At 43.6% G+C, this 14,206-nt stretch carries 12 protein-coding genes and 1 pseudogene; 2 read left to right on the forward strand and 11 right to left on the reverse strand.

Annotated elements, in window-relative coordinates:
* Positions 1–82: 82 nt before the first annotated feature.
* From NST25_RS30255 to NST25_RS30275, 5 genes and pseudogenes are all read right to left on the reverse strand, one after another.
* Positions 83–1,159 carry an ankyrin repeat domain-containing protein gene (locus NST25_RS30255; RefSeq protein WP_076124213.1) on the reverse strand — a complete coding sequence of 359 codons (1,077 nt, stop codon included), beginning with the start codon at positions 1,157–1,159 and terminating at the stop codon, positions 83–85.
* Positions 1,160–1,407: 248 nt separating this feature from the next.
* A complete protein-coding gene (locus NST25_RS30260; protein ID WP_305953524.1) occupies positions 1,408–1,644 on the reverse strand; it encodes a YiaA/YiaB family inner membrane protein in 237 nt (78 codons plus the stop codon).
* A gap of 27 nt (positions 1,645–1,671) precedes the next feature.
* A pseudogene (locus NST25_RS30265) lies at positions 1,672–1,884 on the reverse strand (YiaA/YiaB family inner membrane protein); the annotation flags it as partial.
* A gap of 229 nt (positions 1,885–2,113) precedes the next feature.
* Positions 2,114–2,398: an alpha/beta-type small acid-soluble spore protein gene (locus NST25_RS30270; RefSeq protein WP_036682328.1), complete on the reverse strand. Its 285-nt coding sequence runs from the start codon at positions 2,396–2,398 to the stop codon at positions 2,114–2,116.
* Between the two features lie 75 nt (positions 2,399–2,473).
* Complete coding sequence (locus NST25_RS30275; RefSeq protein ID WP_076124378.1) at positions 2,474–3,661, reverse strand: MFS transporter; 1,188 nt, start codon at positions 3,659–3,661, stop codon at positions 2,474–2,476.
* 294 nt (positions 3,662–3,955) lie between these two features.
* On the opposite strand from NST25_RS30275, the gene NST25_RS30280 reads away from it, so the two are divergent.
* Together NST25_RS30280 and NST25_RS30285 are read left to right on the forward strand one after the other, a co-directional pair.
* A complete protein-coding gene (locus NST25_RS30280; protein ID WP_076124215.1) occupies positions 3,956–4,537 on the forward strand; it encodes a TetR/AcrR family transcriptional regulator in 582 nt (193 codons plus the stop codon).
* A gap of 81 nt (positions 4,538–4,618) precedes the next feature.
* The gene (locus NST25_RS30285) at positions 4,619–5,338 is read left to right on the forward strand and encodes a DUF4386 domain-containing protein (protein WP_339170526.1); all 720 of its coding nucleotides are present in this window, start codon (positions 4,619–4,621) and stop codon (positions 5,336–5,338) included.
* Positions 5,339–5,346: 8 nt separating this feature from the next.
* On the opposite strand, the gene NST25_RS30290 is transcribed toward NST25_RS30285, so the two are convergent.
* From NST25_RS30290 to NST25_RS30315, 6 genes are all read right to left on the reverse strand, one after another.
* Positions 5,347–5,931, reverse strand: a complete 585-nt coding sequence (locus NST25_RS30290; RefSeq protein ID WP_076301525.1) for a Crp/Fnr family transcriptional regulator — start codon at positions 5,929–5,931, stop codon at positions 5,347–5,349.
* Positions 5,932–5,945: 14 nt separating this feature from the next.
* Entirely contained in the window at positions 5,946–8,372 is a 2,427-nt protein-coding gene (helD, locus tag NST25_RS30295) for an RNA polymerase recycling motor HelD (RefSeq protein WP_339170529.1), read from the reverse strand.
* A 571-nt stretch (positions 8,373–8,943) separates the two neighbouring features.
* Positions 8,944–10,530, reverse strand: coding sequence for an ABC transporter substrate-binding protein (locus NST25_RS30300; protein WP_076124223.1), 1,587 nt, complete (start codon positions 10,528–10,530; stop codon positions 8,944–8,946).
* A 54-nt stretch (positions 10,531–10,584) separates the two neighbouring features.
* A complete protein-coding gene (locus NST25_RS30305; RefSeq protein ID WP_076124225.1) occupies positions 10,585–11,466 on the reverse strand; it encodes a carbohydrate ABC transporter permease in 882 nt (293 codons plus the stop codon).
* A 40-nt stretch (positions 11,467–11,506) separates the two neighbouring features.
* Entirely contained in the window at positions 11,507–12,427 is a 921-nt protein-coding gene (locus NST25_RS30310) for an ABC transporter permease subunit (RefSeq protein ID WP_036682339.1), read from the reverse strand.
* 196 nt (positions 12,428–12,623) lie between these two features.
* Positions 12,624–14,204 carry a response regulator gene (locus NST25_RS30315; RefSeq protein WP_339245499.1) on the reverse strand — a complete coding sequence of 527 codons (1,581 nt, stop codon included), beginning with the start codon at positions 14,202–14,204 and terminating at the stop codon, positions 12,624–12,626.
* Positions 14,205–14,206 lie beyond the last annotated feature (2 nt).

Here is a 14,206-nt window from a genome sequence, read left to right on the forward strand (position 1 = left end):
GTAATACGGTTACCGGGATATATTCAACGACGAATAGAATGATTCCTGCAAAAGAAATAGACAGATCATGAGATATTAACAACTATGTTCCTTCAAGAAAATTAATGAGGTATATCTCCGGTTGCGTGAGAAAATCTGCAAAACTACATAAATCCGCGTACGTCTGATGTTCCACGTCGTAACAGCCTATCAGGCCTTTTTTCTTCGGATTCCACATAAGCAGCAGATCAGAGTAATTATCTATGTCGGCTGACAGACGGAGCAGCTTTTGCCGGCCGATTTTTATTTCAATGGTATCAGTTAATGTGAAAAAGTCGATATATCTAATTTCATATTCATTTTGTGTTAGCTCAAGACGCAGTTTTGTTCCAGTAAGAAAGCTAACCAATTCATCAGACAATTTATATTTTCTCAGCTCAAACTTCTTATTCTCGATATCATGAAATTCAGCCGGCTCTAACGATTTCAAAAAGTCAGCCAAAGCTGTATTCTTATTGCTCACAGCAATGGTGTAAGGGCGATCGCCATCTTTTTCCGCCAAGGTAACGTCTGCGCCACGTTCAATCAAATATTGTACCATCGCTTGATTACCCATTCTTGTGGCAACTGTTAACGGAGTGGCTTGATAAGGATAGACCATATCAGAATTGTTGTAATTAATGTCCACCCCATGATCCAGTAAATAAGCAACGGTCTTAAGGTCGTGATCTGACACCGCTTTGCGTAATACAGCCCCACCATGCTGCTTAATATCTAATCCTAGCTCATGTATGAGCGGGATATTGTTTTTGTTGCCGTAGTAGGCCTGCGAATATGCACCTGACTTGACCTGATTAAGCTTGTCCAGTTTGGCCCCTTGTGCTGCAATATAGCGGACGATATCTTCTTTGCAATAGCGGACCGCGAGCAAAAAAGCCGGATTATTCTTCACATTCAGATTTACCCCGTGTTGTACCAGCAGCTTTATGACATCCATTCTCTCTGATATAAGCGCCAAATCTAACGGGGTTAACGTGGTATATTTGCTAAGTACGATGCCCTCTTCAATATCCCAGCCTGCTCTAATGGCAGCCTCTAATTCCGGAATATTTCCTTTGTAAATATGCATGGCCATTTGCGGCAGTTCCTCGAACTTCCCTATATCCTTCAGACGGATCATCTATTATCCACTCCTACTTCAAGTATTATGAAGAGTATAGAGAACCGTATAGTAAAAAACAATCCAAACTAAGGATGTTGTTCTAACAAATAGTCCTCATAATGTTCAGATCGGTGAGATTATTGCTGCTATTTCAAAAAATAAAAAGAAGCTCCGTAAATTCACGAAGCTCCTGTTTACAATTTATGATGGTAAGTAAAGTTGAAGCAGCCTGCTGTTGCCAGCGAGAAAGCTGGCTATATTCCTCTTTACCCTTGGATGTCCCGTCTCGCCTCTTGCTCGGCAAGAATCTCGTTATCTTCCGCGTTATCCCGCGTCACTTTCTGAACGCCAATAGCGCTATAAGAAATCAAGAGAATAACAGCTATGTAATACCCCTTTACATTTAATTCAAATGGAGCATTGTAAAGGCCAATAAAAAACATCGCATACCCGATAATCAAACCCACAAAAGCCATAATTGTGAAGGCCCCTGTGTTTCTCATCCTGTGTTTAGGGTTATCCAAACGAAATTCTTTATCCTCTGTATTGTCCCTAACCACCTTTTGCACAACGATACAGGAAATCGTAATTAACACCATACAGAGCAAATAATACCCTTTTACGTTTAGCTCCCAAGTGTCGTTGTACACTCCCAAACAGAATAGAAAAAGTCCTGCCCCCAATGCAAAATACGATGCCCCCGTAAAAGCAGCCGTGTTGCGTTTGCGATATCTCTGATTCATCTGATAATTCCTCTCCCACTACAGACTTGAATGATGATATATCCTTCTCCACTATACCGTGGAACATCGGTAAAATTCTACCATGAATCAGGTTGTTTTAGGGAATTCCAGGAATTTTTTTACTATACAAATATAAAATAACGCAAACACCGAAAGGACGGTCTCAGTCCCATACAATATAGGACGAAAACCGCCTCCCGCGATCTCTGCAACATATATGAGAAAAATGCTACTGCCTTTCCTGATCCACTAATTGTTGCTGTGCGAGACGAATCATTTCGCGGACCATCGATCCACCAATTTTACCGCCGATCTGGCCCACCGATTCTGTGCTCAAATGACCATTTTGACCGTGCTCCAAAGGGACACCCAGTTCTTTTGCAACTTCGTATTTCACATCATCAGGCCGCTCTGGATCTACATCATACCCCTCGCGCCGCATCACTTCCGCTTTAAAAATTTGCATTCCGCGGCTGGCTCCCGGCACTGCATATTTCCTGTTTCTTCTAGACATCCTTATCCCCTCCCAAACCTGTTTTAAATAACATGCCCGGAAAACGGAACCTCCACCCTTATGGACTTGCCCCGATTATTTCCAAGCAGGGCGCCGTTGCAACGCGGCATTCGTAGCACGCAAGGTTAAAGCCCAAAATAAAAAAGCCACAGCACTAACAGAAGCCCCAAGCCAACATACCCCGTTCCAGCCATAGTGAGAATAGATTTGAGTGGAAGCAATCGATCCGGTAGCACTTCCAATGGAGTAAAAAACCATATACCCTGCGGTGAGCCGACTACGTGCCTCCATGCGCAAGGTAAGTATTATACTTTGATTGGTGACATGCACCGCCTGCACAGCCAAATCAAGCAGAACAATACCAATGACCAATGCCAACAGCGACTGCTCGGTAAAACTGATAAACCACCATGAAATCAACAATAGAAGTAAAGCTATGCCTGTCGTTCTCTGTCCATGACCCTGATCAGCTAGCTTTCCCGCCCGCGCAGCAGCTAATGCTCCCACAATTCCCGCCAGACCAAATGCCCCAATTGCAGTATGTGAAAGTGATAACGGCGGAGCACTAAGAGGCAAGACCACAGAAGTCCACAGAATACTGAAAGCAGTAAAAATCAGCAAAGCCAGAATAGCGCGGATACGCAATACTCTCTCTTGTACAAACAACATAAACACTGAGCTAAGCAGCTGAGCGTATGACAGTGTTTTTACCTCACGTTTCACATTTGGCAACACCCTAAATAATGTACACACCATACAAAGCATTAAAGCAGCAGAAAAAAGGTATACGGAACGCCAACCTGCAAGATCTGTAAGTATTCCTGAAATGGATCGCGCAAGAAGTATTCCAATCACAATTCCACTTGTGACCATGCCTACGACTCGCCCGCGTTCGGCAGGGGCAGCCATTGTCGCCGCGAACGCAACAAGCGTCTGCGTTACAACAGCGAGTAGTCCCACTGAGGCCATACCTACGAATAGTACCGTGCTGGAAGAGGCAGTACCCACGATAATCAAAGCCACCACAGATAATAACATCTGGCCGATAATCAGGCGCCGCTGATTCAGTAAATCTCCTAGTGGCACGAGTAGTAACAGCCCCACTGCATAAAAAATCTGCGTGATAGTAATAAGAATACCAATGGTTGAATAATCAATACCAAATTCTTTCGACAAATGATCAAGCAACGGTTGTGCAAAGTAGATGTTTGCAACCGACATCCCGCAGACAACGGCAAACAAAAGTGTCATATACCGAGGCATCGAGGAAGCATGAATAGAATCAGATGGCGTATGCGTCTCTTGTGACGAAAGCTTCTCTTTAGTCCCCTGCATTTTGGACACACCCTTTCTCTGTTAAATTTAAATCGCAAACATATTTCATACTGATCAGTATGTTATTATGCTCAGTAAATTTATCTTACAAAATGGTGTGTGTCAACATAAATATTTGATGCTACCGACTTTGATTTGACAATATAGACGACTAGTTCTAGTATTATAAAATACTGTTCGGTAATAAATTATTGAAATCAAATATAACGAGGGGTGTTAAAAATGGCTCGGACCCGCGAATTTGACGAGGAAAAAGCATTAGAATCAGCTATGGAGCTATTTTGGGAGAAGGGATATGAGGCTACTTCATTAAGCGATTTAACTTCCAGAATGGGCATTCAACGCCCCAGTATATACTCAGCTTTTGGAGACAAAAAAGAATTATTCGAAGCTGCGCTACGTAAATACACGATGTCCCATGCTTCCCGTGTCCGAGCCCAACTTCAAAGCAATCCATCCGCAAAAAAAGCCTTTCGTAGTTTTTTTGAAGATGTGGTGGCGGAGGAGTATGCAGGCAGTGTGAACCGAGGATGTTTTTGCATCAATACAATGGTCGAGCTGGCACCTCATGATGAGAAGTTCGAGATTCTTACAAGAGAACACCAAATGTATCTATCGGTTATATTTCAAGAAACTATTGAACGTGGTATACAATCAGGTGAGCTTAAGGGTGGTGTAAATGCGAAGGCCTTGGCACAGGCACTAATCGTATCGCTAATAGGGCTTACTGTACTCTTGAAATCCCGCCCGGAGCGATCCTTTGTTGATAACGCAATAACAGTGATACTTACTTCGCTTGATTAAATTCAGAGTCTTGATTTAAGTCAATGCCCGCCATAGTACTCCTAATTACAATGAAATAAAAGTCCTTTAGGAGGCTATCTTATGGCTATCTCAGAAAAAGACCTATCGAACCAGCGTAAGTCCGCTTTAACAGCTGGAATATCACTGATCATCATGACCCTCGCCTCATTTTTTTCATATGGCTTTGTCCATGGGACTCTTGTTGTGCAAGGCGATGCCAGTGCCACATTTATTAACATTGTATCTTCCAACAACCTTTTCAAAGGGGAAATCTTGGGCTGGATCATCATTATGATTACTGACATTCTGGTCGCCTGGGCGTTTTATGTGTTTCTAGAACCCGTCAACCAAAATCTTTCATTACTCGGCGCATGGCTCCGTCTAACCTATTCCGCTATATTGGCAATCTCTATATTAACCTTGATATTTGTGCTGCTGCTCACGGGAAACACAAATGGCTTTTCCTCATTAACAATCGAACAAACTCAAGCATTTATGATGTTATTACTGGATGCATTTCAATTCATTTGGTCTATAGGGCTGGTCGTTTTTGGCGGGCATCTGTTAATAGTGGGCTATGTGGCTTTAAAATCCGATGTCATTCCTAAAGTAATCAGCATCTTGCTGCTGCTTGCTTCAATAGGCTATATTATCATTCATCTAAGCAAAATGTTTCTCCCACAATATGAGGCGGTCATTACAACACTTAATTTTGTTTTTACTATTCCTATGATTGTAGGAGAACTAGGCTTTGGGATATGGCTACTGCTTAGAGGTGGAAAAATCCCCAAAAGTGTATAACGATTTTGTTATTCATCACCGGAATGAACCCGCTTCTTAATTCTACTTAATGACTCTGGCGTAATCCCCAAATAACTGGCTAATTGATGTTGGGGGACACGGGTAAGTAAATGAGGTCTTTTTTGTAACAAGGCTTTGTAACGTTCTTCAGGATTGGAAGCAATAAAGGAAGTCAACTCATCCTGAACCTCACCCAAGTTCTCCTCTACCATTTTGCGTATCATGGTTTCCAGCTGAGCGTGTTTATGGAGCATATCCTGTTCCGCATTAAGATCACCAACCACCAATATGCTGTCTTCTAGGCAGGTTAAGGTGTACGCTGAGGGTCTACTCTCCTGATGCCGATTAAAAATCGAAACCGCTTGCTCTTCCGTATAAAAATTAGATGTGACTTCTTTGCCCGATTCATCTACCGAGGACTGCCTCACACATCCCTTTAACACAAAAAAACATTTTGAGGGAACGTCTCCTTGTCTAAGGAGTACCGTTCCCTTCTTGTATTCCTCAATAGGAATACCTTCAACAATATCCTGCTGTTCCACTTCGTTAAGAGATGTAAATTTACTCATATACTTATACAATATGCTTTTCATTTATCTCTCCAATCTCATTGCACGACCTCATATAAAGATCCCTCTAACGGCTGAATAAAGTGTGACCAATCACCTGTTGTGTACAGCAGAAGCCGATGCATCGCACGCGTACAGGCTGTATAAAAAAGCTTGCGTTCGCTTTCCCGATCATACGTCTGTGTGGAAGCATCATAAATCAGTACGGCGTCGAATTCAACCCCTTTTGCGAGATAAGCGGGAATTACTAAAATGCCCTTCTCAAAAGTGAGCGTCTCCTTCGTAATGAGCCGCAGAGCTTCGCATCCTTGTGACTTTAATTCTTCATAGGCCGCACGGCTTTCAGCTGCAGTCTTGGTAATCACAGCAATAGAGTCGAGCCCTTCAGCCATCAACGCCGCGAGATCTTCTTTAATTCTTTTCGCCCGCTCTACATCGCTACTAGCGTTCACTAGGAACGGCTTCTTACCCTCTCTTTCAAAAGGTACGATCTCCTCATTAGGCAGCAACGCCTTCGTAAACTCCACAATCTGACGAGTTGAACGATAACTTCGAATTAGACGGATCAGGCTCGTTTCATCTTCACCATAAAGCCGGATCAAAGGTGAATCCACCTCGTGCAAATTCGTTGCTTGAGGGAAAATCGCTTGGCCGAAATCGCCGAGCACAGTCATGCGCGCGCGGGGAAACAGCTGTTTGAGAAACGCGTATTGGAACGGCGAATAATCCTGGCCTTCATCGATAAACAGATGCCGCACCTCAGTGTTCACACGAGTGCCCTCGACAAGTTCTTTTAAATACAGGAATGGAGTGGCATCCTCGCAAAAGAGTTCATCGCGGCTCAGCTTTTCCTTTGTTTGCTTACAAATTTCCTGCCACTGAGCAGGCACCTCAGTCTCGTTCGTCATTTGCCGATAACTGGCGTCGGCACTAAATAACTGATCGTATAACCCAATCGTATCTATGAACTTGAACCGTTTGACATCGCGTCTCAGCGGTTTAAAGTGCTCCTTCACAATCATGCGGCGCAGCAGTTCTTCTTCCTGCAGACCAAAGTCAAAAACATTCTCTTCCCCTTGATCCTGATTAGGAAAATCCCCATAGTTCTCAAGATACTGAGTCGTAAAATCAAAGACGGCTTCCTCCCGCCGATATTTCTTAAGTATCTCACTGTAGGCTTCGGCATACTGATCGGTATCGAGGTAATCGAGTTCATCTTGAACCCAGAATGCCTCCTGTTCCTGACGCTCCAGCGAAGCCAACTGACGCAGTAGCCATTCACGCAATAAAACGATGCGATTAGCCAAGCGAATGGAGCTATCATAGCTATAAAATTGCGATTTCATCTGCTCCGCAGTAATCAACTCGCGATCCCGAAAACGGATACTATGAAACAACATCCCTTCCTTCCCTAACCACAACGCATAGTTTTGCAAAGCATGCAGAAAAGCTTCTGAAGCTTTATACTGCATTCCAGTTAGCCGTGCTTCATACTCTGGAGAAGCTTTGGACGTCAGTACATATTCAATCTGCTCGAACGGATCCTCTAGACTAAGCGTAGATCCAAGCCAATAATCAATATACTCCTGAAAGGTTGTTTGCTGCATATTCTCCTCGCCAAGCTCGGGAAGCACCGTAGATACATAACTGTTAAACATCGGATTAGGCGAAAAAAGAACAATCTGATCCGCTTTGAGCCTATCGCGGTGTTTATATAGCAAATAGGCTACCCGTTGCAGCGCTGCGGATGTTTTTCCGCTGCCCGCCGCCCCCTGCACAATGAGCATACGGCTACTATCGTTGCGGATAATAGCGTTCTGTTCCTTCTGAATAGTCGCCACGATGCTCTTCATTTGTGAATCCGCACCCTTACCAAGCACCTGCTGAAGTAATTCATCACCGATCGTTAAACTCGTATCGAACACGTTCTGAAGCTGACCCTGACGGATCTGGTATTGCCGCTTCAGCATCATCGTTCCTGAGATTTGTCCTCCCGGTGTATCGTAAGTGGCGGGGCCTGGCGAATGGTCATAATACATACTTGCAATAGGTGTCCGCCAGTCATATACCAGAAAGTTTACACCTTCTGCATCGATGAAAGACGCCACCCCGATATAGATTTGCTCACTGGAGTTCAACCCATCTTCTTGAAAGTCCATTCGTCCAAAATAGGGTGACGGCAGCAGCCGTTTCATGTTTTTATAACGCAGCAGCCGTTGGCGGTGGCTACGTTCCCGTTCAGACAACAACGCTTCTTGCTGTTTTATACTGTAAAAGGTCTCCTCGAAATCCTCATGTGTGCTCGTATTGACCGTAACTTCCTCCCAAAACTGCTTGCGGATGTCCGTCACCTGTTCACGTAATCCTGTCACTTCCGGTTCCAGCTCGCCAATCTTTGATTGCAATTCTTCCGTGACCGAATCTAGCCGTTTCTGTTCTCCCTGCCAATCTTTTTCGTTTAACATTTTTACTAACACGCTCCTTTTCAAGGTTGTTATCAAGAAGCAAAAATACAAATTTGACAAACTGCCAATCCGCGTGGTATTATTAATGTATAAATAAGATGTAATAAATCTGTCTAAAATACGCAGATTAACAGTGGTCTTCTCATAATATCACGTTATTTCATTGCGCGCAAATTATATATTAAGAAGAACCGGCAGCTCATGCCGGTTCTTCTTTTTTATTCCTTTCTGCAAAGAGTAGCCGTTCTCCCTAAGTATCCATTTCCCTAGCAAAAGGGTTGCTGCCTTTTGTTTCTGGTCTGCCTAACGGACCGAGGTGACTTTATTTACTGATTTTCAGCCTTTAAAGCAGACTTTCGGACTCCAGTGCAGCTATTCTTTATCCTGAGCCTCATTCTAGGCGTGTTTTAGGCTAATAGCGACTATGAGGTCCGTTAGTATTCCAAAAGTGCGATAATGCTGCTATTAGGGTCAACTGTGTCCGATAGCGGCTTCACCCGCGGATGAGCCCAATTAAACAGGGAGACCTAACAGCCATTTGATGACTGTTAGGTCTCCCTTATTCTGTAGCTTATTTGTTTGCCAAGAAAGCATCGATTTGAGTTTGCAGTTCGGTTTGGATTTTATCAATGCCCGCGGATTTCAGTTGCTTGTTCAGATCTTCAAGACCTTTGTCGATATCTTTGATTACGCCGTATTCGAGCGGAATCGCATAACGGAGCATTACGTTACCAACGTTGGCAATTTCCGTTTTCACTTTGCTGTTATCGAATACGAAGGTTTCAAGCGCGTAGTGATAGACATTTGCTTCCCAGCCTTTAGCCAGATCGTTTGCTTCTTGCGGGAATGCTTCATTGTCACGGTTAAGTGGCGAGTTGAAGTTCCAGTTAGAGAAGCCAGTATAGTTCGGATTCTTTTCAAGGGCTTTATATTTGTCATCGCCAACCGCTTCGTAATGTACACCGCTAAGGCCGTACATCATCAGGTCGTGCAGTTCTTTATCATTTTGCATCAGATCGAGGAACATCAAGGAACGTTCCACATTTCTGGAAGTAGCGTGGATCGAAGTACCGTTTTGGGTGGAAATCGCCACTGATTTCTTCTTGCCTTGGTTGATGTCAGCCAATGCTACTTCATAAGGGGAATTCTCTTGGCGCATCAAAGCCATAAGTGCTCCAAGTGTTCCGTTGTTGTGCGTAATCGATGCTGTTTTGCCTGCTTTAAAATCGGCCTGATGATCATTTTTACTGTTTAGAACGTTTTTCGACCATGCATTGTTATCAGCGAGATCTTTGTAATATACGAGTAGATCTTTAAACTCTTGCGTTTCATATACGTTAAATACTTGCCCTTTTTCATCCGTCAATTTGAAAGCAAACGGAAGGTCGAGATCAAACATATTCCATTCGTTTTGTTGCTTCAGCAATACACGGTCCAAATTATGATATTTCCAGTCTCCTGTTTCCGGGGTGAACGGTGTAATTCCTTTTTCGTTTTGTGCTATGGTTTTCAAGTAAGTGGCATACGCTTCTGGGCTGTTGATCTCCGGAAGATTGTATTTCTTACGCAAATCCTCGCGGTACAAAATCAGTTTTTCAACGGATTCCCCTCTGTTTTGCGGAACCATATACAGTTTGCCGTTTACCTTAGCTTGATCCCAGCTCACATCAGACATAGCTGCTAAAGTCTGCGGCATATATTTGGTAAGCAGCTCATCGGTCAATTCCAGGAATCCGCCTTTCAGCGCCTGGTCATTGTAACCAGCCCAGTTTGCCGAATAGATGAGGTCAAAATCCTCATTAGCTGCCAGCTTCAGCGGATATTTTTGTGCCCAGTCCGACCAATCCAGAAACTCGCCCTCTACAGTAGCATTAATTTTTTCTTTCAGCTTTTTATTAATCTCAGCAAAAACGCTATCATAGTCTATCGGTTTAGGGCCAACAAAAATCATTTTCAGCTTCACTTCTTTAGAGGTATCAAGGGTGTCTGAGGTAGTTGCAGGTTCTGAGTTGTTCGTAGTGTCGCTTCCTCCCTCTGACGCATTATTTGTAGCCTGTGCAGACGTATTAGCATTGTTATTGCCACCACCACATGCACTTAGAATCATTACGAAGGTTAAAACGAGCGCTAGCATCATCAATCTATTTCTCTTCAGCATCTCAAGCCTTCCCCCTTGTGTTTAATTATATTGATAAACCGAGTTTCCCCGGGTTCATCCTTTCACAGCACCAATCGTCAAACCTTGGACAAAATACCTCTGCACGAATGGATAAGCCAGCAAAATCGGGCCAGTGGCCACAACTGTCATCGCCATTTTCAAGCTCTCGGTTGGGATCGATGTCGTTACGACTGCCCCTGCACCCATCATCGCTTTGCGCATGCCATCCATATTGCCTAGCATTTTATACAAATAATATTGGAGCGGCATCAAGTTTTCATTCGATACAAACAGCAATGCATTGTACCAGTCATTCCAGTAGGCCAGCGCTAGAAACAATCCAATGGTAGCTAACGCCGGCTTGGACAGCGGCAGGATTAGACGAGCATAGATCTTAAAGTCGCCTGCGCCGTCAATTTTTGCTGATTCTACAATAGCTTCCGGAATGCTGCCCATAAAAGACTTCATAACAATGATATAAAAGACATTGAGCATCATCGGAACCACTAAGGCCATCAGCGTATCCTTCATATGAAGGTAGTTGACCATAAGCAGATACCACGGAACCAAACCGCCGCTGAACAAAGTCGTAAAGAAAAAGAAGAACGAAAATTTATTGCGCCACTTAAAATCTTTTCGGGATAGCGCATAAGCAGTCATCGAAGTCAGAAACAAGCCAAGCACCGTGCCGAGTATAGTAACTCCTATTGTCACTATATAGGCTTGAATCATCTGTTCGGGATACTTAAACAAAATGCTGTAGGCCTCAGTTGAGAAGGCAGTCGGTATAAATTGATAACCATCCGTTAGGATTTTGGATTCTTCCGTAAAGGATGAAGATACGACAAGTATAAAAGGAAAAATACATAAAACTGAGAGAAAAATCAGGGATACATAACCAATACCTGAAAATATTTTACGATCAAGCTGCTTCATATCGTTACCTCCATTATGAAAGACTTAACTCCTGATACGATTAGAACAGAGCGCGGTCTTTGTCGTATTTACGGACAGCATAGTTCACTGACATGATCGTCGCGAAGCCAAGAACGGACTGGAAAACACCAGCTGCAGCTGACATGCCGATATCATTCGAAGTAATCAGTGACCTAAATACGAAAGTGTCGATAACGTCTGTCGAGGAGAACAACAAGCCGTTGTTGCCGATCATGTTATAGAACATCCCGAAATCACCACGGAAAATGTTCCCGACTGCCAGCAGCACCAGAATAATAATCGTTGGATACAAATTCGGAATGGTTACTTTCATAATTCGCTGAAAAATATTAGCCCCATCGATTTCGGCTGCTTCATACATTTCTGTATCTATCCCCGTAATCGCGGCCAAGTACATCACCGTTCCGTATCCGAGACTTTTCCATGCAGAAACTATAACCAGAATATACGGCCAATAGGAAGGTGTATTATAAATATCGACAGGCTGGAGTCCGATACCTCTGAGCAAAGCATTCACGGTGCCAATATCATAATTGAGCAGGTTATAAGCAATCGCTCCGACAACGACCCATGAGATAAAGTAAGGCAGGAACAACGCCGATTGTGTGATTTTGCGGAACCATTTACCACCGACCTCAAACAACATAATCGCTGCAAAAATTTGCAAACTGTTATTGACGACGATAAACGCAATGTTATATAGTGCTGTATTTCGTGTTACCCGCCAAGCATCGCCTGATTCAAAGAAAAAGCGGAAGTTGTCGAGCCCGTTCCAGGCACTTCCAAAAATACCGCCCGCATAATCATAATGCTTGAAGGCAATAATAATGCCCGCCATCGGGACATAGGCAAACAGAAGGAAAAAAGCAACCGCCGGAGCCAGCATCAGCAAGAGAACCCTATAATTCTTTAAATCGCTCCAAAATGTATGCCCTTTCATCTTTGCACCCCTCTCTTCTCTATATCTCTTATTATAAAAGGGCGAAGGCGCTTAGATAATTCAGCGAAACAACTAAACATAATACTAATTCAACGATTCGACAAAAAAAGGTTAGCCGGCAGACCAAAAACACCCGGCAGCGATTCTCCAATAACCGAAAAATCATCGCCGGGTTTTCATTTTCACCGCTTTTTTGTTAGATTTTATTTTTCTTCCGGTACTCACCGGGTGACATGCCCATGTATTGCTTGAACTGTCTGTTGAAATAAATAATATTTTTATATCCGGCTTGTTCTGCAATCTCATAAACTTTCTTAGTCGGATCTTCGAGCAGCTCGCATACCCGTTTCATCCGTAATTCACTTAAAAAATCGCTGAATAAACTGTTGGTTTCAACCTTAAATAAATGACCGAGATAGTTAGGCGTAAAATCGAAATGGGCGGCCACTTCGTTCAGCGTTATTTTTTGATCTAATCTTTCTTTCACATATTCCGTGATTTCATCAATTAACTTCCGCTTTTGTCTTTGCCGTTTCAAATAAAGCAGCTCCGACAACTCAAAAAATCTTCTTCTCAGCCAAGAGAGAATATCATGCACCGTTTCAAACTGAAACAGCACAAAGGGATGATGTGAATCCCAATTCAAAATCTCGTATAGATGCTCGTTCATTTGCTGCAGATCGGCATGAAGCTTGGAGGTAATTCGAATAATGATATCGTAGATGTCGTTTTTCTGGGAGAGCGGACTGTCCCCGGCAAACAGCTGCAGCAAACAATCATCAATGGTGGTAAGGTCGTAATCGAGCATCGCTTTAAGCATCCGGTCCACAATAACCTCTAAATCTGAGGCGATTTTTTCCTTCGGGCTCCATTCCGAGGCATCTTGGATGATTCTATTTTTCCCAACAATCCATTTAATACTTAAAGCAGCCTGAGCCTGCCGATAGGAATCATGCAGCTTACCCAGTTCTGTTGTGTACATCCCTCTTCCAATCGTAATTGAACAGGAAAATTCCTGATAGAATGACCGAATGAGCTCTTCCATCAAAGCGGTAAAATATTGTTCCTGAACCGCAGCAAGGATCACAAAATGATAGTCATAGGTTGTGATGACCATGCCTAAATTTTGATCTTGCGCGAACTTCCGGATAAAATGATTGGCTGTGCTGCTCCATAAACTCCGCTCTTCTTCCGTCCAAGTTTGGATTTTCCGTGCCATATCGTCAATCTCGACGATGGCGACCGCCGACGCGCCTTGTAAGTAAGACGTAAGAACGTTGTGAATATGCGTCTCCACCTGCCCCGGGGCAGTCTCATTAAACCAGCGCAGCAGCAGCTCCTGATTCACAAGCGTCAGTGTTTCCGATAAGGAAATATGCTGCTTCCTCTCCTTCTCAATCTTGGCGCAGAGTTCAGTCAGTGTCTTATTTAACTCGTCATCATCGACGGGTTTAAGCAAATAACCGGAGGCATTTAATTGAATGGCCTCTTTGGCATAGTTGAAATCCTGATGTCCGCTAATAAAAAGCAGATGGACCTCAGGGTTAATCTCCTTCGCTTTCCGGGCAAATTCCACGCCCGACATAATCGGCATGCGGATATCGGAGAGAATGATATCAATGCGGTGCTGCTCCATCATTTTTAAAGCGGCAAAACCGCTCGTTGCCGTTCTCACGCTATGCAAAGGCAAATGATCACTGCCCGCCACCCGCCGTCTAAGCCATTCCAAATCGATCACTTCATCATCCACCAGCAGAACGTTGATCTCCATCGCCATAC

It is taken from the genome of Paenibacillus sp. FSL E2-0190 (assembly GCF_037992965.1).
Classification (GTDB): domain Bacteria; phylum Bacillota; class Bacilli; order Paenibacillales; family Paenibacillaceae; genus Paenibacillus_AQ; species Paenibacillus_AQ odorifer.